We start from the raw sequence: 20208 nt of genomic DNA on the forward strand, positions 1-20208 counted from the left end.
TACATCGACTACATCGACTACATCGACTACATCGACGCAGCGAGGATCGCGAGCGCCTGCTTCCACTGGTCCACGGTCTTCTCCGTCTCGGGGCGCCGCCCGGTCAGCATGGACATCATCGACAGCCCGGAGAGGAAGTCGACGGTGAACTCGACCAGGGTCGCGGCGCGCGGGTCGGTGGCGAGGTCGGCGCCGAGCGCCTCGGCGTACAGGATGCGCATCTCGCGGAAGACACGCTCCTCCTCCGCGAGCAGGCTGGCGCGGAGCTCGGGGTCGGTGCGCGCGGCGACCCACAGCTCGACCGCGGCGTAGAACACCGGGCCGCTCAGGTCGTTCCAGGCCAGGTCGACAGTGGTGCTGATCCGGTCGGCGTCCGCGGGCATCTCGTCGATGCTGCGCCGGAACGCCGCCAGCCGCAGGTCGACGACGTGCGTGGTGGCGGCGAGCAGCAGCTCGGCGCGGGTGGGGAAGTGGTGCTGGAGCGTGCCGCGGGCGACGCCGGCGCGCTCCTGGACCTCGCTCACCGTGGTCGCCGCGTAGCCCTTCTCGACCAGCGAGGCGGCCGTCGCGTCGAGGATCAGCGCGCGGGTCCGCGCGCGCCGCTCCGCCTGGGTGCGGCGGACGGGTGGTGGGGGCACCCGAGAAATCGTACGGACTGACGGTTTCCTTGTCGACCTGTTGACGGGCCGCCGAAATGCTGGTGGACTGAGAAACCGTACGTCGTAACTGTTTCTGAGTGGGGTCGAGCTTGAGCATCTCCTTCGCACGCCGCGGTGCCGGCGACCCGATCGTCCTCGTGCACGGCATCGGCAGCCGGTGGCAGGTGTTCGAGCCGATCCTCGACACGCTGGTCGAGGCCGGCCACGAGGTGATCGCCGTCGACCTGCCCGGGTTCGGCGCCTCCTCCCTGCCCGCCGGGGTCGCCCCCGGCCCGCGCGGGTACGCCGACTGGCTGGCCGGCTGGCTGCCCGAGCAGGGCATCGAGCGGCCGCACCTGGTCGGCAGCTCGATGGGTGGCGGCATCGGGATCGAGCTCGGCCGCCGCGGCATCGCCTCCGCGGTCACCGCGTTCTCGCCCGCGGGGTTCTGGCGCGAGCCGGGCCTGCGCTGGGTGCAGGGGATGATCACCACGATGCGGGCGGCCGCCCGCACCGCCGGCCCGGTGATGGGCCGGGCCGCCGACCACCGCATCGGCCGGGACGTGCTGCTCGGCGGCTTCTTCGGCCAGCCCGGCAAGCTCGACCCGGACACCGCGCGGGCCGACATGGCCGCGCTGGCCGGCGCTCCGGCGTACGCCGCCGCCTGCCGGGACTTCGCCCGCTACCGCCTGGACCCGGCCGACGACCCCGGTGCCCTGCGCTCCATCCCGGTCACGATCGCGTGGGGTACCCGCGACGTGGTGCTGCTGCACCGCACGCAGAGCGCCCGCGCCCGGGAGGTCCTGCCGTTCGCGACCCACGTCGACCTGCCGCGCTGCGGTCACCTGCCCTTCAGCGACGACCCGGCCGCCTGCGCGCGCCTCGTGCTCGCCGACGCGAGGAGGGCCGGGTGACGCCCAGCGTCGCCGTCATCGGCGCCGGCTTCGGCGGCCTCGCGGCGGTCATCGAGCTCAAGCGCCGCGGTTTCGACGACATCGTGGTCCTGGAGAAGGCCGACGACGTCGGCGGGGTGTGGCGCGAGAACACCTACCCGGGCGCGGCGTGCGACGTCCCATCGCCGTTCTACTCCTACTCCTTCGAGCCGAACCCGCGCTGGCCGCACCGCTTCTCCCGCCAGCCCGCGATCCTCGACTACATCCACCACGTCGCTGACAAGTACGACGTGCGCCGGCACATCCGCTTCGGCACCGAGGTGCTGGGCGCGAGCTTCGACGAGGCCACGGGGAGGTGGACGGTCGAGGTGAGCCACGGCGAGCCGATCGTGGTGGACGTGCTCGTGTCCGCGGTCGGCCAGCTGTCGCGTCCGGCGTACCCCGCCATCGAGGGCCGCGACACCTTCGCCGGGGAGGCCTTCCACTCCGCGACCTGGGACCACTCGGTCGATCTGGCGGGCAAGCGGGTCGCGGTGATCGGCACCGGCGCGAGCGCGATCCAGTTCGTGCCGGAGATCCAGCCCGAGGTGGAGCACCTGACGGTGTTCCAGCGGTCGGCGCCGTACCTCATCCCGCGGCCGGACCGCGAGTTCAGCGAGCTGCACCACATGGTCTTCGAGCGGGTGCCGCTCACCGAGCTCGCCGAGCGCGGCACCTGGTACGGCCTGACCGAGGGCCTCAGCGTCGCGTGGGTCTACTCGCGGCCGCTCACCGCCGCCGTCCGGGCGTGGTCGAGGCGGCACATGCGCAAGCAGACCGCGGCGCGGCCCGGGCTGTTCGAGAAGGTGTGGCCGGACTACCCGATCGGCTGCAAGCGGATCCTGTTCTCCGACAGCTACCTGCCCGCGCTCGTGCAGCCGAACGTCGACCTGGTCACCGAGCGCATCGAGCGGATCACGCCGACCGGGGTGGTGACGTCCGGCGGCGTGGAGCACCCGGCCGACGTGATCGTCTGGGGCACCGGCTTCAAGGTCCAGGAGTTCCTGGCGCCGATGTCCATCCGCGGACCGGGAGGCCGCGATCTGCACGAGGAGTGGCAGGCCGGCCCGCGCGCCTACTACGGCATGACCGTGCCGCGCTTCCCGAGCCTGTTCGTGATGTACGGCCCGAACACCAACACCGGCGGCGGCTCGATCATCTACTTCCTCGAGACGCAGGCGCGCTACCTGGGCGAGTACGTCGCCCACCTGGCCGAGGTCGGCAAGCCGCTCGCGGTCAGGCCCGAGGTGGAGGCGGCGTACGACGACCGCATCCAGGCCGAGCTGGCCACGAGCGTGTGGAGCCGGTGCTCGTCCTGGTACCGCCGCCCCGACGGGCGGATCACGGCCAACTGGCCATTGCTGGGGGTTCAGTACAAGAGGCAGGCGCGCTTCGACGCCGCCGACTACGAAGTGATGGAGCGGGTGGGGCAATGAGCAAGGGCTACGACTACGACGTCATCGTCATCGGATCCGGCTTCGGCGGCAGCGTGAGCGCGCTGCGGCTGACCGAGAAGGGCTACCGGGTCGGCGTGCTGGAGGCCGGCCGCCGGTGGAACGCCGAGGACCTGCCGAAGACGAACTGGAACGTGCGCAAGTCGATCTGGGCCCCACGGCTCGGGCTGACCGGTCCGCAGCGGATCAGCGCGCTGGGCAAGTGCCTGGTGTTCAGCGGCGCGGGCGTCGGCGGCGGCTCGCTGATCTACGGCAACACCCTCTACGAGCCGCTGCCGGAGTTCTACTCCGACCCGGCCTGGGGTGGGATCACCGACTGGCGCGAGGAGCTGGCGCCGTACTACGACCAGGCGAAGCGGATGCTCGGCGTCGAGGACAACCCGCGGGTCGGCCCCAAGGACGAGCTGCTGCTGCAGGTGGCACGCGGGCGCGGGGTCGCCGACACCTTCCACACCACCCAGGTGGGCGTGTTCTTCAACGAGGGCCAGGAGGGCGTCGAGGTCGACGACCCGTACTTCGGGGGAGCGGGCCCGCGCCGCGCCGGCTGCATCCACTGCTCGGAGTGCTTCACCGGCTGCAAGCACAACGCCAAGAACACCACCACGATGAACTACCTCCACCTCGCCGAGAAGAACGGCGCCGAGGTGCACCCGCTCACGACCGTCACCTCGGTGCGGCCCGACGGCAGCGGTGGGTACGTCGTGGAGACGGTCCGCTCGAACGGCAAGCTGCGCAAGGGCCGTCGTACCTTCACCGCGGAGCAGGTGGTCTTCGCCGCCGCCGCGCTCGGCACCCAGAAGCTGCTGCACCGCATGCGGGACTCCGGCACGCTCCCGCAGCTCTCGCCGCGGCTCGGCGAGCTCACGCGCAGCAACTCCGAGGCGATCATCGGCGTCACCAGCCGCAGCCGCACCGACCTGGCGCAGGGCGTGGCGATCACCTCCTCGATCCACCCCGAGCCGCAGACCCACGTCGAGGTCTGCACCTACGGCAAGGGGCACAACTCGCTGTTCCTGCAGACCGTGCCGATGGTCGACGGCGGCGCGTTCCGCTTCCTGCGGCTGCTGCTCACGCTGGTGCTGCACCCGATCGCCTCGATGCGGACCATGAACGTGCGCGACGCCTCCTCGCGCTCGGTGATCCTGCTGGTGATGCAGTCCCTCGACAACTCGCTGACCTCCTACCTCAAGGGCGGGCTGCTCAAGACCAAGCAGGGCACGGGTGTGCCGAACCCGGACTGGATCCCGGTCGCGCACCAGGTCGCGCGGGAGTACGCCGCCGCCGCCGACGGGGTGACCGGCAACATCGGCACCGACATCTTCAACATCCCCGCCACCGCCCACTACATCGGCGGCTGCACCATCGGCGAGACGGCGGAGGCCGGCGTGATCGACCCCTACCAGCGGGTCCACGGCCACCCCGGCCTGCACATCGCCGACGGCAGCGCGATCACCGCCAACCTCGGCGTCAACCCGTCGCTGACGATCACCGCCCAGGCGGAGCGGGCGATGGCGTTCTGGCCGAACCGTGGCGAGGCCGATCCGCGCCCGGCCCTGGGATCGGCGTACGAGCGGATCGGTGCGGTGCCCCCGGCCCGGCCGGCCGTCCCGGACTCCGCTCCCGGCGCCCTGCGGCTGCCCGCATGAGCGTCGCCGAGCTCGCCGCACTCGGCGACCGGGCCGACGTCGCCGAGGCGCTGGCCCTGTTCGACGCGCTGCCGGCCGTGCGCGCCGCGGACGTGACCGGCCGCTGGCACGGCCGGGAGATCGCGACCGGGCACCCGCTGGACGGCCTGCTGGTGCCGACCGGCTGGTACGGCAAGCAGTTCGACGACGTCGACCACGTCCACCCGCTGCTGTTCCGATCCGCGTCGGGCGACATCTACCCGGCGGATCCGCGCCGGATGCCGCTGGGCCTGGCCGGCCGGGTGCCGACGCACCTGGTCGAGCGGGCCCGTCCGCTCGCGCTGCGGATGCGGCCGCTGGTGCGCACCCGCCACCACTCCGCACGGCTGCGCGACGTCGAGCACCGCGGTGTCGTCACCGCCGCGATGGTGTACGACGACCTGCCGATCATCGACGTCTTCCGGGCCGTCGACGCCGACACCCTGCTCGGCGTCATGGACTACCGGGTCCACCCGGCGCCGTACTTCTTCGTCCTCCAGCGCGACTGACCCGCGAATCAAGCGTTCCGGCCCCGCGAATCAAGCCTTGTGGCCCTCCGAAATCGTGATCTCGGAGGGCCACGACGCTTGATTCGCGGGGCGGGGTGGGTCCGCCCGCGCTCAGGGGTGGAGGCCGCGGACCGAGCCGCCGATCTGGCTGGTGGAGCCGGTCCGCTCCAGGAACCGCTGCTGCTCGCGATCGCCGCGACGGGCGCCGCGGTCGAGGCCGCCGGGCAGCTGCAGCAGCGCCGACCGGAGGACGTTGACCGGGAAGCGGAGGGCGGGGTACCAGGGCAGGCCGAGCGGTGGGAGGCCGAGCTTGCGCATGGCGGCGGGCCCGAGGGAGGTCCGCGTGACCGAGAGGTGCTGCGAGCGGGCGATCCGTCGGCGTACTGCCTGGAAGCGGCCGAACTCCCAGCGCAGCGGGTCCTCTGCCATCGGGATCGCCAGCAGGCGGCTCGTCTCGTCGGGCCGCGCCAGCGCCGAGAGGACCGCGCACTGGTTGCGGACCGCCGCGCGGAAGCTGCGCGGCAGGAACTCCTCGTCGACGCCGATCAGCCAGCCCACGTAGCGGGTCAGGTGCGCGACGGCCTCGAGGTTGCGGGGGCTGTTGAACATGCCGAGCACCATCGAGGCCGTCACCGGGGCGATGAAGGTGCCGTGGATCGTCGCGGCCATGTCGGTCTGGTTGATCGGGAGGCCCCAGGCCGCGCTGTCCCAGTCGGACATCGCCGCGACGTGCCGCCGGACGAAGGAGTGGATCATCCGCACCCGGAGGGTCGACCGGAAGCCGCGGCCGCCCGGCACCAGGCCGCCCGGGGAGATGGTGTCCATGGCCCAGCGGGTCGTCTCGGCGAAGCGCTGGTTGGATCCCTTCTCCAGCGCGCCCGTGCGCAGCAGCGTCTGGTTGAAGCCGGAGAACAGGTAGCCGCCGTGCAGCGCGACGTCGCGGGCGACGTACAGGCCGTCGGCGCCGCCGCTGCGCAGCACGCGGGCGCCGCGGTCGAGCAGATCCCGGTCCACCCAGTCCGGTGTCCGCTCGACCTCCTCGAAGAGCGCGCGCAAGGGGGCGGGGGCGTCGGGCACCGTCGCGATGCCGTCCTCGAGCGCCTGCTCGAAGAGCCGCCTGCCCTCCGTCCCGCCGGTGGCCGTCATCCAGGCCACCACGTCGTCCATCAGTGGGTCGCCCTCGGTCAGCGCCTCGCCGTACCGGCGGAACTCGGTCTCGTCTGCCGGCCCGACGCGCAGCGTCCGGGCGAGCAGCCCGACCGCCGCCGGCACGGGCAGCGGGTGGTCCGGGTGCCGGGCCGGGATCTCGCGATCGGGCGACGAAACTGGATAACGCATGTATTCCAAACTAGGGACGTCGCTAGAGTGCTGTCAATGGCCAGGGCAGAGGTGGTGCGTCACTACGGCGGCGTGAGCGCTGACGAGCGGCGTGCCGAGCGGCGCCGCAGGCTGTTGGACGCTGCCCGCCGCCTGTGGGGCGAGCAGGGACCGTCCGAGGTCACGGTCCGCGGGGTCTGCGCGCAGGCCGGGCTCACCCCGCGCTACTTCTACGAGCAGTTCGACAACCGCGACGCGCTGCTGCTCGCGGTCGCCGAGGAGGTGCGCGAGCAGCTCGCGGTCACGCTGGTGCTGGCCAGTGAGGCCCAGCCGGGCGGCATCTGGGCCAAGCTGGACGCCGCGCTGACCGCCTTCCTCGAGGTGATCGCGGGCGACCCCCAGGTGCACCGCATCCTCACCAGCGACCCCTCCAGCGTGCCCGGTCTGGCCCAGCAGCAGGTCGCGGCGTCCAACCGGATCGTCGAGCTGGTCATGGAGAACACCGCGCGCCTGCTGGACCGGGTGCCACCGGCCGACGAGCTGCGCCGCAACGCGGTCTTCGCCGTCGGCGGTGTCAACGGCCTGATCGCCGACTGGCTCCCGCACCGCACCGAGTCGCCGGCCGAGCTGGCCGCGACCGCCACCCGGCTGTGCCGGGCGGTGGTCACGGGCATCGACCGGCGCTCCTCGTAGCGCCGGGCGCTACATGTCCTTGGCGCCGTCCAGGATCGCCTGGCGCAGCCGCGGGTAGGTGCCGCAGCGGCAGATGTTGCGCAGCTTGTCGAGGTCGTGCTCGGTGATCTCCCGCCCCTCCTTGTGGACCTTCTTCACCAGGTCCACCGCGGCCATGATCTGGCCCGGCTGGCAGTAGCCGCACTGCGCGACGTCGTGCTCGAGCCAGGCCTTCTGCATCGGGTGCAGCTTCTTGCCGACCGTCTTGGGCAGGCCCTCGATCGTGGTGATCTCGTCGTCGGGGTTGATCTTCCCGACGGGGACCGAGCAGGGGTTGAAGGCCCGGCCGTTGATGTGCGACGTACAGGCCTTGCAGACGTTGATCCCGCAGCCGTACTTCGGCCCGGTGATGCCGAGGACGTCGCGCAGGATCCAGAGCAGGCGGACGTCGTCGGGGGCGTCGACGGTGACCTTCTCGCCGTTGACCTTGAAGGTGTGCTTGGGCATCGGGGTGCTCCGATCAGTAGAAGGTCAGGCCGTTGGTGGGCGAGGCGGGGATCGGCGGGACGGTCGGCTTCACCGGGAAGAAGAGCGGCTTGCTGTGGTTGATCGGGAACTGCGTCGGCATCTTCCCCATCGCCCGTGCGTACGCCGTGGCGACCGCTCCCGCCGCGGCCGGTACGCCGAGCTCGCCGGCGCCGCCCGGGTCGTCGCTGGTCGGCGGCATGATGATGACCTCGACCTTCGGCGGGACGTTCCACTCGCGCGTGTAGGCGTAGTTGTCCCAGCTGGCCTCCTGGAAGAAGCCGTCCTTGAGGTGCAGCGACGAGGTCAGGACCAGCGCGATCGCGTCCATGATCCCGCCCATCATCTGGGCCTCGAGGCCGCGCGGGTTGACCGCCCGGCCGATGTCGACGGCGAACACGACCTTGGTGACCCGCGGCCCGGTGACGGCGTCGCGGACCTTGCGGCTCATGGTCGCGGTGGTGCAGTCGATCTCCACCAGGCACGCGGTGTGCGCGTGGTACTCGTTGTGGATCGCGATGCCCTGGGCGTGGCCGGCGGGCATCGACCGGCCCCACCTCCCGACCGACGCCACCTTGTCGAGGACCGCGACGCTGCGGGCGTTGTAGGCGAACTCCTTGCGGAAGGCCAGCGGGTCCTTGCCCATGATCTTGGCGATCTTGTCGACCGTCAGCTCGCGCGCCACCGCGGCGTTGGGGGAGTAGATGTTGCGCATCGAGCCGGTGTTGAACCCGGTCTCGACCTCGTTGAGCAGCTGGGTGGTGAGACCGAAGTTGTAGTGCGTCGCCTGGCTCAGCGCGTACACGGTCTCCGACCAGCCCAGGTCGCCGACCGGCAGCTGGGCCGAGAAGCCGGTGATGATCTCGCCGAGGCCGTGGCTGAAGTCGGTCTTCACGCTGGTGTGCCGCTGCTCGTAGGTCAGCACGTTGCCGCTGAGGATCGTGGCGCGGACCCGGGAGGTGGCCATCGGGTGCACGCGTCCCTGGCGGGCGTCGTCGGCCCGGTGCCACATCAGCCGCACCGGCTTGCCCATCTTCTTCGAGGCCTCGGCCGCCTCGAGCGCGGCGTCGTAGAAGAGCTTGCGGCCGAACGAGCCGCCGCCCTCGGTGACGTGCACCTTGACCTTGTTCGTGGGCAGGCCGACGAGCTGGGCGACCTTCTCCTGCGCGGTGATCGGGGTCTTGAACGAGCCCCAGATCTCGGCGGAGTCCGAGCGGACGTCGGCGACCGCGCAGTTGGTCTCCAGTGCCGAGTTGCCGGCGAACCAGAACGTGAAGGCGGTGTCGACGGTCTTCGCCAGGACGGGTACGTCGGGCACCACCATCGGCAGCTCGGCGCCCTTGACCTCCTTGAGGATGTCGGCGTCGGACTTCGTGCCGATCGTGCCGGGACCCCAGGTCACCTTCAGGGCGCGCACCGCGTCGATGCACTGGCCGAAGGTGCGGGCCCGGACCGCCACCCCGGTGGAGATCCTGACGACGTGCGTCACGCCCGGCATCGCGCGCACGGCCGCCGCGTTGTGGATCTTCACGACCTTGCCGTTGAGGGTCGGCGGCCGGCAGATCATGGTCGGCTTGGCGCCCTTGATCTTCAGGTCCATCGCGTACTTCTTCTGGCCGGTGACGGCCAGGTGCGCGTCGACCCGGCCGTGCGGCCGGCCGATCACCTTGTAGGCGCTCGGGTCCTTGAGGGTCGCCGACGACGCGGAGGCCGACTCGGCGCGCGCGGCCACCGCCAGCGAGCCGTAGCTGAGCTTGGCGCCGCCGGGGCGGACGACGTACCCGTTGCTGGTGTGGAGGGTCGAGGCGCTCACGCCCCACTTCTTCGCGGCCGCCTCGACCAGCCGCTCGCGCGCGATGGCGGCGGCGGTGCGGATCGGGCGGTAGGTGGAGTACGTCGTGTTCGAGCCGCCGGTGATCTGGTTGTACATCAGCTCCGGGCGGGCCGGCGCCAGCGTCACCCTCACGTGGCTCATCGGCATGTCCAGCTCCTCGGCGATGAGCATCGCCGTGGAGGTCGTGATGCCCTGGCCGACCTCGGCGCGCGGCAGGGCGAAGTGCGCGATGCCGTCGGTGTCGACGGTCAGCGTGATCATGTGCGAGGTCGGTGAGGCGGCCGTCTTCAGCAGGTCGCTGAGGTCGAACAGCTCGGCGGGGCCGGCCACCGACGGCACTGCTGCCGCCGCCGGCTCGCCGGCGACGGTCTCGTCCAGGCCGAGCCGGACCGCGACGGCGAGGGTGGGTGCCGCGATCAGGTAGCCGACGAACCGCCGTCGCCCGACCTCCCCTCCGGCCGCGTCGGTCTCGCTGTGGTCTTCGGGCAGCACGGTCGTCAAGGCAACCTCCGAGGGAGTCGGTGCGGGGAGCACGCAACCGAGGTGTGACCGCGGTTACACCAGCAGCATAATGCGACCTACGCTCCCGGTACCTGGAGCCCGACCACAAGATGGGTTGGACGGCTCTACGCTGCCGGGATGGGCAGGTCGCTGGTCACCTCGATCGTCGCATCGGTCGAGGCGGGTCTCGACGAGATCGTCGAGACCTCGGTCGATCGGTTCTGGCACCAGGTGCCGGCGTACGCCGCGTCCGCCGACCCCGACCTGCGCGCGAACGTCACCATGCACACGCGCGCGATCTACGTCGCCGTGCTCGAGACGCTGCGGCAGGGCCGTCCCGCCGAGCGCAGCGACTTCCCGATCACCGCCGAGCAGGCGACGCTGCGGCTGCGCGCGGGCCTGGAGCTGGCCGACTTCCTCGCGGCGTTCCGCATCGGGCAGGTCACCCTCTGGGAGGGCGTGGTCGCGGTGGCGCGGTCGCCGCGGATGCGCGACGCCGCGCTCGGCGTCGCGACGCACCTGATGCAGGTGATCGAGCTGGGCAGCACGGTGGCGAGCGAGGCGTTCCTCGCGGCCCAGCAGTCCGAGCTCGCCGAGGGCGACCGGCTGCGCGGCGACCTGGTCGAGGACCTCCTGGCCGGCCGCGAGCCGGTGGGCCAGCGCGGTGCGCTCGCGCTCTCCTACGGCCTGGACCGCGCCACGCCGCTGGTGGTCGTCGTGGCGGTGCCGGACGGACCGCTCCGTCCGGGGCAGATCCTGCGGTCGGCGCTGGGCACGGTCCGCGCGGCCGTCGGCGAGGACCGCGGCATCGCCGTCATCCGGCAGGACCAGATCGTCGGGCTGCTGCCCGCCACCGGCGACGGCTCGCGGGCGGTGCGCGACCTGAAGCGCGCACACACCCAGGTCGGCCGGCAGGGGCTGCGCCTGGTGGTCGGGGTGAGCACGGTGCACCACGGCCTGTCCGGCGTACCTGAGGCGTACCGGGAGGCCGTCCTCGCCCGCGACTCCCTCGACGGGACGCCCGGGGTGCGGGCGCTGTCGATGCTGTCGACCCTCGACTACATGGTGCTGCGCGACGACCCGACGGCGCGGCGGCTGATCCGGCCCGAGCTGCGGCAGTTCGTCGAGGAGGACCTCGCGCGCGACGGCGGCCTGGTGCAGACGCTGATGGCGTACGTCGACGCCGACCTCAACGCGAAGACGGCCGCCGAGCGCCTGCACGTGCACGTCAACACGGCGTACTACCGGCTCGAGCGGATCTCCGAGCGGACCGGCTGCGACCTGCGCAACTTCCGCGAGCTGGAGGAGCTGGTGATCGCCGTACGGCTGATCCGGGCGGAGTAGCGCCCTCGCGCACAATGGACGAAGTGGCGCGTCCGGCATGCCCGAACTCGACAGATCGTCGTTGGTGTCCGGCGGCCTCGCCCGGGGAGGGTGGTGCGGTGAGCTCTGCAGCGCCCGGCACCGTCTTCTCCCGCACGCCCGCCGACCGCTCGGCCGTCGAGCACGCCCTCAGCGGTGTGCGGGACGCCTGCTTCTGGCTCGAGGACGTGCCCGAGCGGGTCGCCTACCCCTCGCTCACCGCGGACGTCGCGACCGATCTGCTGGTCGTGGGCGGCGGCTACTGCGGGCTGTGGACCGCGGTCGTCGCCAAGCAGCGCGACCCCCACCGCCGCGTCGTGCTGCTCGAGGCCGAGGAGGTCGGCTGGGCGGCGTCCGGGCGCAATGGCGGGTTCTGCGCGGCCACGATCACCCACGGCGAGGAGAACGGCCGCACCCGCTGGCCCGAGGAGTACGACGCCCTCGAGCGCCTCGGCCTCGCCAACCTGGACGCCATCGAGCAGACGGTGCGCGACTTCGCCATGGACGTCGACTACGAGCGCACCGGCGAGCTGGACGTGGCGATCGAGCCGCACCAGGTCGAGGACCTGCGCGCGAGCGGCGCCGAGCTGATCGAGGGCGACGACCTCCGCAAGCTGGTCAACAGCCCGACGTACCTCGCCGGGGTGCTCGACCCCGACGTGGCGATGGTGCACCCGGCCAAGCTGGCCGTGGAGCTGGCGCGGGTCGCCACCGACCTCGGGGTGGAGATCTTCGAGCACAGCCGCGCCACCGGGATCTCGGGCGACGGCCGGAGCGGGCCGGTGCGGGTCACCACGGCGCGGGGCGCCGTCACGGCCTCCCGCGTCGCGCTCGCGACCAACGTCTTCCCGAGCCTGCTGCCGCGCTACCGGATGTTCACCGTCCCGGTCTACGACTACGCGCTGATGACCGAGCCGCTGTCGCCCGAGCAGCTCGCGTCGATCGGATGGGACGGCCGGCAGGGCGTCGGCGACATGGCCAACCAGTTCCACTACTACCGGATCTCGAAGGACAACCGGATCCTGTGGGGCGGCTACGACGCCGTCTACCGCTACGGCCGGCGCGTCCGGCCGGAGTACGAGCGCCGGCCCGAGACCCACCGACGCCTCGCCGAGCACTTCTTCACGACCTTCCCCCAGCTCGTGGGGCTGAGGTTCACCCACCAGTGGGCCGGCGCCATCGACACCTCGACGCGGTTCTGCGCCTTCTTCGGGCTCGCGCTGCAGGGACGGGTCGCGCACGCCGCCGGCTTCACCGGCCTCGGCGTCGGCGCGACCCGGTTCGCCGCCGAGGTGATGCTGGACCGGCTCGCCGGCCTGTCGACCGAGCGCACGGAGCTCGCGATGGTCCGCACCAAGCCGCTGCCGTTCCCGCCGGAGCCGATCGCCTCCCTCGGCATCCAGACCACCCGGTGGGCGCTGGACCGCGCCGACCAGCACGGTGGCCGCCGCAACCTGTGGCTGCGCTCGCTGGACGCGATGGGCCTGGGGTTCGACTCGTGAGTCTGCCGCGGATGGTCGACGCCGCCGCCATGACGGTGCCGCACGACGGCGCGCTGGACGTGGTCGCTGGATCTCCCACGTCGGGTGCTGTCGCCCTCGGCCGGTTCGGCGAGGTCGAGATCGGGATCTGGGAGATCACTCCCGGCATCGTCCGCGACGTCGAGGCGGACGAGGTGTTCGTGGTGCTGGCGGGGGAGGGGGAGGTGCGGTTCCCCGGAGGGGAGACGATCGAGCTGCGCCCGGGCTCCGTCGTCCGCCTGTACGCGGGGGAGCGGACCGAGTGGGAGATCCGGTCGACGCTGCGGAAGGTCTACCTCGCCTGATCTTGCTGCGGGGCTGGTGTCTGGCGGCCGCACCGTAGCCGTGCGCCTCCCGCCGTCAAGGACGCTCACTTCGTTCGCGCCGCTGCGCGGCGGCCTTCGGCCGTCCTTGACTGCGGGGCCCTGGCGCACGGCTGGACGGCGCGGAGTCGGCACGGGCTTCGCCCGCGCCGCCGCTGCGCGGCCGCCAGCGGGGTCGGTGTCGGGTCGCTACGGACCATGGGTCACGTGGCCCATCGTCCGGAGCGGTGGATCAGGTGTGCAAGATCGCCCGCGGGGGAGATCGTGACGCCCTTTCGGGCTGCCGTGCCCGTGAAGATCACTCGTGCGGGCGATCTTGTACCTCTCGGGCGGTCAGGCCGGGCCTGGGCTGACCGCAGGACGTTAGGGGGAGTCCGCCCGGCACCACACGCCGGGCGGACTCCCCGAAGACGATGACCCTTCCGTGGCGGCCGCGTAGCGGCGGCGCGGGCGAAGCCCGTGCCGTTGTCGCGCCGTCCTGCCGCCCGGTAGGGACCCGGGGTCAAGGACGCGAAGCGCCGCGCAGCGGGGCGAGCGAAGCGAGCATCCTTGACGCCGGGGACCGGGCGGCTAAGGTGCGGCCGCCCGAGACCAGCCCCGTGCCCGAGCACCGCCGGAGGCTAGCTCTCCGGGAGGGCGGCGAAGGCCTTCTTCACGTCGCGGTACCAGCCCATCCCGGCGATCGGGCGCTTCCAGCGGCCCTTCATCTCGTTGCGGGCGGGGACGTGGGCCTCGTCGCCGGCGGCCACCATGTCCTTGAGGTGCTGGTCCTGCTTCTTGATCACCTCGTCGGCGGTGTCGCCGGAGAGCGCCAGGTCGCAGGGGCCGCCGAGCTGCTGGCAGGTCATCGTCTTCATCGTTCCATCCTTCAGGTCGGGATACCGGGGCTACCGGGGATACGCAGTGTCGACGCGCGGGACGACCGAAGTGTGACACCGGCGCTACCGTGCACAGGTATGACGGGAAAGCAGTCGTACGTCGACCAGGGCAAGGCCTACGAGCGGGACATGACCTACATCCCGGACAGGATCACCGCCGAGGGGGGACCGCCCCGCGACCAGCCCACCGACGTACCGCTGTGGCCGGTGGAGCCGGGTCGCTACCGGCTGATCGCCGCGAAGGCCTGCCCGTGGGCCAACCGCAGCATCATCGTGCGCAACCTGCTGGGGCTGGAGGAGGTGCTGTCCTGGGGCGCGCCCGGGCCCACCCACGACGAGCGCAGCTGGACCTTCGACCTCGACCCGGACGGCATGGACCCGGTGCTCGGCATCCACTTCCTGCGCGATGCGTACGACGCCCGCATCCCCGACTACCCCAAGGGCGTCACCGTGCCCGCGATCGTCGAGGTGGCCTCCGGCAAGGTCGTCACCAACGACTTCCCGTGGATCACCCACGACCTCTTCTTCGAGTGGCGCGAGCACCATCGCCCCGACGCGCCCGACCTCTGGCCGAGCGATGTCCGCGAGGAGATGGAGGAGGTGATGCACCGGGTCTTCACCGAGGTCAACAACGGCGTCTACCGCTGCGGCTTCGCCGGCTCGCAGGAGGCGTACGACCCGGCGTACGACCGGCTCTTCACCGCGCTGGACTGGCTCGAGGAGCGCCTGGCGACGCGGCGCTACCTGATGGGCGAGGCCATCACCGAGGCCGACGTCCGCCTGTTCACGACCCTGGCGCGCTTCGACGCGGTCTACCACGGCCACTTCAAGTGCAACCGCAACAAGCTCACCGAGATGCCGAACCTGTGGGGCTACGCGCGCGACCTGTTCCAGACGCCCGGCTTCGGGGAGACGATCGACTTCGACCAGATCAAGGCGCACTACTACGTGGTCCACCGGGACATCAACCCCACCGGCATCGTGCCGAAGGGGCCCGATCCGCAGGTCTGGCTGGAGCCGCACGGGCGCGCATAGGGCACGCTCCTCGGGGTACCGCTCGGGCCAGCAACCCCGACCAGGAGGTCCCGATGACCACGACTCCCGAAGAGCCGCTCAACGACGACGACATGCTCACCTCCGAGGGTGAGCCGCTGCCCGGGCAGGGCGAGTCCTACGGCGGCGGCGACGCCGACGGCACGGACGGCACCGACGGCACCGACGGCGACGCCACGGACGGTGACGGGACCGACGGCACCGATGGCGACGCCACGGACGGTGACGGGACCGACGGCACCGACGGTGCTGCCGGCTGAGTGAGCGCCCTCGAGCTGCTCACGGGGGACGCCCAGACCTTCCAGGACAAGGTCTGGGCGTCCCGCGCGCACGTCCACCGCACCGACCCCGACCGGCTGGTCGGCCTGCTCCGGCTGGCCGACGTCGACCGGCTGCTGACCGCCAGCGCCGTGCGGACGCCGGCCGTGCGGGTCGCACGCGACGGCAGCGTGCTGGAGGAGTCGACGTACACCCGCAGGGGCGCGAGCCTCGCCGGCAAGCCGCTGAGCGGCCTGGTCGACCCGCGCCGTGCGCTCGCGCTGTTCGAGGAGGGCGCGACGCTGGTGCTGCAGGGGCTGCACCGCTACCACGAGCCGCTCGCCGAGCTGGTCGCCCGGCTGGAGCTGGAGCTCGGGCACCCCTGCCAGGCCAACGCCTACCTGACCCCGCCCGGCGCCCAGGGCTTCGCGCTGCACTCCGACGCCCACGACGTCTTCGTCTTCCAGACCGCGGGCCGCAAGCAATGGGAGATCCACGGACCCGACGGACGTGAGGAGCTCACCCTCGAGCCGGGCGTCGCGATGTACCTGCCCGCCGGCACGCCGTACGCCGCGCGCACCGAGCAGGAGGTATCGCTGCACGTCACCGTCGGCGTCAACCAGCTGACCTGGCGCGGCCTGCTCCGGCGTACCGTCGAGAGCGCACTGGCCGCGGTCCCCGACACCCACCTGCCGGCCGGCTACCTGGATGAGCCCGACGTGCTCTCGGCCGGTCTCGCGGAGCAGCTCGCCGCGCTGGCCGAGCGAGTCGCGGCGGTGGAGGCAGGGGGCGCGGCCCGGGCGGAGGTACGCCGCTTCCTCACCACCCGCCCGACCCGGGTCTCCGGCGGCCTGACCGATGGACTCGCCCTGCGCGACGGGCTCACCGACACGACGGCGCTGCGCCGCCGCCCCGGGCACCCGTGCGTGCTGCAGGACCTGCCGGACGGTGGCCGGATCGAGGTGCTGCTCGGCGACCGGGCGCTGGAGGTGCCGGCGCGGCTGCGTCCCGCCCTCGAGGAGGTCCGCTCGCGCACCGAGCTCCGGCCCGCCGACCTGGCCGCGCACCTCGACCCGCAGAGCCGGCTCGTGCTGTGCCGGCGGCTGGTCCGCGAGGGGTTGCTCGAGGTTGTGGACTGAGTGGTGTCCGGCGACGCCCGATCGGCCACGGCGTTCCGGTGCGCACAGGACGCCCTGCACCGCGGGGAGGACCTGGCCGGCAGCGCGACCCACGTCCGGACCTGGCTGCTGCTCGAGCACACCGGACCCTGGGGCGCCACCGCGCTGCTGGACGCCCGGCTGCCGCCCGGGCTCGGTCCGGCGCTGCGTGACCTGGCGGCCGCCCACCGGGCGAAGGTGCTGCTGATCCGACGGCCCGGCGCGCGCCGGGACCCGGAGCGGCCCACCGTGCTGGCGGCGTACGCCGATCCCGTCGCACCCCGTCTCGAGCGCGGCACGGTCGCGGACCTGCGGGAGGTGCTCGACCTCGACCTGCCCGGCTTCCGCGACGGCGGGTCCACCGGCCTCGCGCCGTACGCCGGGGACGTGCTCGCCGTGTGCACCAACGGCCGCCACGACGCCTGCTGCGCCGAGCGCGGCCGGCCCGTCGCGCTGGCGCTCGCCCGCGCCCACCCCGAGCAGACCTGGGAGGTCTCGCACATCGGTGGCGACCGGTTCGCGGGCAACCTCGTGGCCCTGCCGCACGGCCTCTACTACGGGCGGCTGGACGAGGGGTCGGCACTCGATGTCGCCGCGGCCCACCTCGGCGGCCGGGTCGACCTGGGGCACCTGCGCGGGCGGTCGTCGTACCCGATGGCGGTCCAGGCCGCCGAGATCGCGCTGCGCCGGCGCGAGGGACTGGCCGGCATCGACGACGTGCGGCTGCTGCGGGCGCGGCGCGAGGGGACGCTGACGACGGCGCGGTTCGCGGCCGGCCCGGCGGCGTACGACGTGGTGGTGCGGACGACCACCGACGGAACCGCCCTGCTGACCTGCCAGGCCGCGCGCGCCAACCCGGTGCCCCGACACGCCATCGAGATTTCTCCTGTCCTTTCTTGATTCGTTCAAGATTATGCGGTTGACTGCGTGATGTGACGACGACCGACTTCGAGCAGCAGTTGCGGGGGGCGGACCTGCGGGTCACGCGGCCGCGGCTGGCCGTGCTCGCGGCGATCGGAGAGCGTCCGCACGCCGACACCGACGCGCTCATCGCGGCCGTCCGCGAGGAGCTGCCGGACGTGTCGCACCAGGCCGTGTACGACGTGCTCCGCGCGCTCACCGCCGCCGGGCTGATCCGCCGGATCCAGCCCGCCAACTCGGTCGCGCGCTACGAGGCGCGGGTCGGGGACAACCACCACCACGTCGTGTGCCGCACCTGCGGCGGGATCGCCGACGTGGACTGCGCGGTCGGGCACACGCCGTGCCTCACCGCGGACAACGACCACGGCTACGCCATCGACGAGGCCGAGGTCATCTACTGGGGCACGTGCCCTGCGTGCGCCACCGCAACTTCATGAGTTCCTCCAGCAAACCCCCATCGGGAAGGAAGCAGATGAGCAACACCGACGGCTGCCCGGTCGCACACGGCGGCAGCGAGAGCGAGAACCCGGCGATCGACTCGCCCCAGGCCCAGGTGCCGCACCCGCGCACCAACAAGGACTGGTGGCCCAACCAGCTCGACCTGTCGGTCCTGCACGCCCACTCGACCGCGGGCAACCCGCTGGGCGAGGACTTCGACTACGCCGCGGAGTTCGCCAAGCTCGACGTCGAGGCGCTCAAGGCCGACGTCGCCGAGGTCCTGCACACCTCGCAGGACTGGTGGCCCGCGGACTTCGGTCACTACGGCGGCCTGATGATCCGGCTGTCCTGGCACGCCGCCGGCACCTACCGGATCTACGACGGCCGCGGCGGTGCCGGCGAGGGCCAGCAGCGCTTCGCCCCGCTCAACTCCTGGCCCGACAACGGCAACCTGGACAAGGCCCGCCGCCTGCTGTGGCCGGTCAAGCAGAAGTACGGCCAGAAGATCTCCTGGGCCGACCTGCTCGTCCTGGCCGGCAACGTCGCGCTCGAGGACATGGGCTTCGAGACCTTCGGCTTCGCGTTCGGCCGCGCCGACACCTGGGAGCCCGAGGAGATCTACTGGGGCTCGGAGGACACCTGGCTCGGCGACGAGCGCTACGCCAGCTCCGAGGAGCGCCGGCTCAACGACCCGCTCGGCGCGGTCCAGATGGGCCTGATCTACGTCAACCCCGAGGGCCCCAACGGCAACCCGGACCCGCTGGCCTCGGCCCGCGACATCCGCGACACCTTCGGCCGGATGGCCATGAACGACGAGGAGACCGTCGCGCTGATCGCCGGCGGCCACACCTTCGGCAAGACCCACGGTGCGGGCGACGCCGCCCTGGTCGGCCCCGAGCCCGAGGCCGCTCCGCTCGAGGAGCAGGGCCTGGGCTGGAAGTCGTCGTACGCCTCGGGCAAGGGCGCGGACGCGATCACCTCCGGCCTGGAGGTCACCTGGACCGACAAGCCCACGCAGTGGAGCAACCGGTTCTTCGAGATCCTGTTCGGCTACGAGTGGGAGCTCACGAAGTCGCCCGCCGGCGCGCACCAGTGGGTCGCCAAGGACGCCGAGGAGATCATCCCCGGCCCGGCCGCCGACTCGCCCAAGCGCAAGCCGACCATGCTCACCAGCGACCTCGCGCTGCGCTTCGACCCGATCTACGGACCGATCTCGAAGCGCTTCCTGGAGAACCCCGACGAGTTCGCGCAGGCGTTCGCCAAGGCCTGGTACAAGCTGCTGCACCGTGACATGGGTCCGGTGGCGCGCTACCTCGGCCCGTGGGTCCCCGAGCCGCAGCTGTGGCAGGACCCGGTGCCGGCGGCGACGCTGGGCGAGCTCAGCGACGCCGAGCTCGCCGACCTCAAGGCGAAGGTCCTCGAGGTCGCGACCGTGAGCGAGCTGGTCAAGGCCGCGTGGGCCTCGGCCGCGAGCTTCCGCTCGACCGACAAGCGCGGTGGCGCGAACGGCGCCCGGATCCGCCTCGAGCCGCAGCGCGGCTGGGCGGTCAACGCGGGTGTCGACGCGACCATCGCCAAGCTGGAGCAGGTCCAGGCCGCCTCGGGCAGGATCTCGCTGGCCGACCTGATCGTCCTGGCCGGCACCGCAGCGGTCGAGAAGGCGGCCGCTGACGCGGGCGTCGACATCACCGTCCCGTTCCACGGTGGGCGCACCGACGCCACCCAGGAGCAGACCGACGTCGAGTCCTTCGCGGTGCTCGAGCCGCGCGGCGACGGCTTCCGCAACTACATCCGCCCCGACGAGAAGCTGCCGGTCGAGACGCTGCTGGTCGAGCGGGCCTACATGCTCGACCTGACCGCGCCGGAGATGACCGTCCTCGTGGGCGGCATGCGGGCGCTCGGTGCCAACGTGGGCGATAGCAAGCACGGTCTGCTGACCGACCGCGTCGGCGTACTGTCCAACGACTTCTTCACCAACCTGCTGGCCCCCGGCACGCAGGTGAAGGCGTCGGAGGGCGAGGCGAACGTCTACGAGATCCGCGACACCGCCACCGGCGAGGTCAAGTGGACCGCCACCGCCAACGACCTGATCTTCGGCTCCAACTCGCAGCTGCGGGCCCTGGCCGAGGTCTACGCGTCGTCCGACGCCGCCGAGAAGTTCGTCCAGGACTTCGCCGCCGCGTGGGTGAAGGTCATGGACGCGGACCGGTTCGACCTGCGCTGACTCACGTCGGGTCGTCATGCTGACACCG

General features: G+C 72.1%; 19 protein-coding genes. 14 read left to right on the plus strand and 5 right to left on the minus strand.

From position 1 onward, the window contains the following. Nucleotides 1–26: 26 nt before the first annotated feature. Nucleotides 27–638: a TetR/AcrR family transcriptional regulator gene (locus tag ACYU8V_RS14435; RefSeq protein WP_460848319.1), complete on the minus strand. Its 612-nt coding sequence runs from the start codon at nucleotides 636–638 to the stop codon at nucleotides 27–29. A gap of 110 nt (nucleotides 639–748) precedes the next feature. Here ACYU8V_RS14435 and ACYU8V_RS14440 point away from each other — a divergent pair, with 110 nt between their 5' ends. Genes ACYU8V_RS14440 through ACYU8V_RS14455 form a run of 4 tightly spaced genes read left to right on the plus strand, consistent with a single transcriptional unit; the run spans nucleotide 749 to nucleotide 5197 of the window. Continuing rightward, complete coding sequence (locus ACYU8V_RS14440) at nucleotides 749–1552, plus strand: alpha/beta fold hydrolase (protein ID WP_460848320.1); 804 nt, start codon at nucleotides 749–751, stop codon at nucleotides 1550–1552. Further along, nucleotides 1549–3006: a flavin-containing monooxygenase gene (locus tag ACYU8V_RS14445; RefSeq protein WP_460848321.1), complete on the plus strand. Its 1458-nt coding sequence runs from the start codon at nucleotides 1549–1551 to the stop codon at nucleotides 3004–3006. The genes ACYU8V_RS14440 and ACYU8V_RS14445 overlap by 4 nt, the downstream gene beginning before the upstream one ends. Next, nucleotides 3003–4670, plus strand: coding sequence for a GMC oxidoreductase (locus tag ACYU8V_RS14450; RefSeq protein WP_460848322.1), 1668 nt, complete (start codon nucleotides 3003–3005; stop codon nucleotides 4668–4670). The genes ACYU8V_RS14445 and ACYU8V_RS14450 overlap by 4 nt, the downstream gene beginning before the upstream one ends. Next, on the plus strand, nucleotides 4667–5197 hold the full coding sequence (locus ACYU8V_RS14455) for a DUF4334 domain-containing protein (protein WP_460848324.1): 531 nt from the start codon (nucleotides 4667–4669) through the stop codon (nucleotides 5195–5197). Before ACYU8V_RS14450 ends, ACYU8V_RS14455 begins: the two co-directional genes overlap by 4 nt. A gap of 111 nt (nucleotides 5198–5308) precedes the next feature. Here ACYU8V_RS14455 and ACYU8V_RS14460 read toward each other — a convergent pair whose 3' ends face one another. After that, on the minus strand, nucleotides 5309–6535 hold the full coding sequence (locus tag ACYU8V_RS14460; RefSeq protein ID WP_460848326.1) for an oxygenase MpaB family protein: 1227 nt from the start codon (nucleotides 6533–6535) through the stop codon (nucleotides 5309–5311). Nucleotides 6536–6571: 36 nt separating this feature from the next. On the opposite strand from ACYU8V_RS14460, the gene ACYU8V_RS14465 reads away from it, so the two are divergent. Further along, the gene (locus ACYU8V_RS14465; protein WP_460848328.1) at nucleotides 6572–7207 is read left to right on the plus strand and encodes a TetR/AcrR family transcriptional regulator; all 636 of its coding nucleotides are present in this window, start codon (nucleotides 6572–6574) and stop codon (nucleotides 7205–7207) included. Between the two features lie 9 nt (nucleotides 7208–7216). Here the strand turns inward: ACYU8V_RS14465 and ACYU8V_RS14470 are convergent, their stop codons facing one another. Together ACYU8V_RS14470 and ACYU8V_RS14475 are read right to left on the minus strand one after the other, a co-directional pair. After that, on the minus strand, nucleotides 7217–7693 hold the full coding sequence (locus ACYU8V_RS14470) for a (2Fe-2S)-binding protein (protein WP_460848329.1): 477 nt from the start codon (nucleotides 7691–7693) through the stop codon (nucleotides 7217–7219). Between the two features lie 13 nt (nucleotides 7694–7706). Then, complete coding sequence (locus ACYU8V_RS14475; RefSeq protein WP_460848457.1) at nucleotides 7707–10037, minus strand: molybdopterin cofactor-binding domain-containing protein; 2331 nt, start codon at nucleotides 10035–10037, stop codon at nucleotides 7707–7709. Between the two features lie 147 nt (nucleotides 10038–10184). Here ACYU8V_RS14475 and ACYU8V_RS14480 point away from each other — a divergent pair, with 147 nt between their 5' ends. The 3 genes from ACYU8V_RS14480 (at nucleotide 10185) to ACYU8V_RS14490 (ending at nucleotide 13233) form a co-directional block, all read left to right on the plus strand. Beyond that, the gene (locus ACYU8V_RS14480) at nucleotides 10185–11390 is read left to right on the plus strand and encodes a PucR family transcriptional regulator (protein WP_460848331.1); all 1206 of its coding nucleotides are present in this window, start codon (nucleotides 10185–10187) and stop codon (nucleotides 11388–11390) included. A gap of 98 nt (nucleotides 11391–11488) precedes the next feature. Continuing rightward, nucleotides 11489–12910 (plus strand): NAD(P)/FAD-dependent oxidoreductase, encoded by a 1422-nt coding sequence (locus tag ACYU8V_RS14485; RefSeq protein WP_460848332.1) that lies wholly within the window; start codon nucleotides 11489–11491, stop codon nucleotides 12908–12910. After that, nucleotides 12907–13233 carry a cupin domain-containing protein gene (locus tag ACYU8V_RS14490; protein ID WP_460848334.1) on the plus strand — a complete coding sequence of 109 codons (327 nt, stop codon included), beginning with the start codon at nucleotides 12907–12909 and terminating at the stop codon, nucleotides 13231–13233. The genes ACYU8V_RS14485 and ACYU8V_RS14490 overlap by 4 nt, the downstream gene beginning before the upstream one ends. A gap of 638 nt (nucleotides 13234–13871) precedes the next feature. Here ACYU8V_RS14490 and ACYU8V_RS14495 read toward each other — a convergent pair. Next, a complete protein-coding gene (locus tag ACYU8V_RS14495; RefSeq protein WP_460848335.1) occupies nucleotides 13872–14108 on the minus strand; it encodes a hypothetical protein in 237 nt (78 codons plus the stop codon). Between the two features lie 99 nt (nucleotides 14109–14207). On the opposite strand from ACYU8V_RS14495, the gene ACYU8V_RS14500 reads away from it, so the two are divergent. Genes ACYU8V_RS14500 through katG form a run of 6 tightly spaced genes read left to right on the plus strand, consistent with a single transcriptional unit; the run spans nucleotide 14208 to nucleotide 20180 of the window. Next, entirely contained in the window at nucleotides 14208–15164 is a 957-nt protein-coding gene (locus ACYU8V_RS14500; RefSeq protein WP_460848337.1) for a glutathione S-transferase family protein, read from the plus strand. A 53-nt stretch (nucleotides 15165–15217) separates the two neighbouring features. Beyond that, nucleotides 15218–15442, plus strand: a complete 225-nt coding sequence (locus ACYU8V_RS14505) for a hypothetical protein (protein ID WP_460848338.1) — start codon at nucleotides 15218–15220, stop codon at nucleotides 15440–15442. Next, a complete protein-coding gene (locus tag ACYU8V_RS14510; protein ID WP_460848340.1) occupies nucleotides 15443–16579 on the plus strand; it encodes a cupin domain-containing protein in 1137 nt (378 codons plus the stop codon). Further along, complete coding sequence (locus ACYU8V_RS14515) at nucleotides 16580–17497, plus strand: sucrase ferredoxin (RefSeq protein ID WP_460848342.1); 918 nt, start codon at nucleotides 16580–16582, stop codon at nucleotides 17495–17497. 32 nt (nucleotides 17498–17529) lie between these two features. Next, complete coding sequence (locus ACYU8V_RS14520) at nucleotides 17530–17955, plus strand: Fur family transcriptional regulator (RefSeq protein ID WP_460848343.1); 426 nt, start codon at nucleotides 17530–17532, stop codon at nucleotides 17953–17955. Between the two features lie 35 nt (nucleotides 17956–17990). Beyond that, the gene (gene katG, locus ACYU8V_RS14525; RefSeq protein ID WP_460848344.1) at nucleotides 17991–20180 is read left to right on the plus strand and encodes a catalase/peroxidase HPI; all 2190 of its coding nucleotides are present in this window, start codon (nucleotides 17991–17993) and stop codon (nucleotides 20178–20180) included. Nucleotides 20181–20208: the final 28 nt, after the last annotated feature.

This window comes from Nocardioides ultimimeridianus, assembly GCF_054777895.1.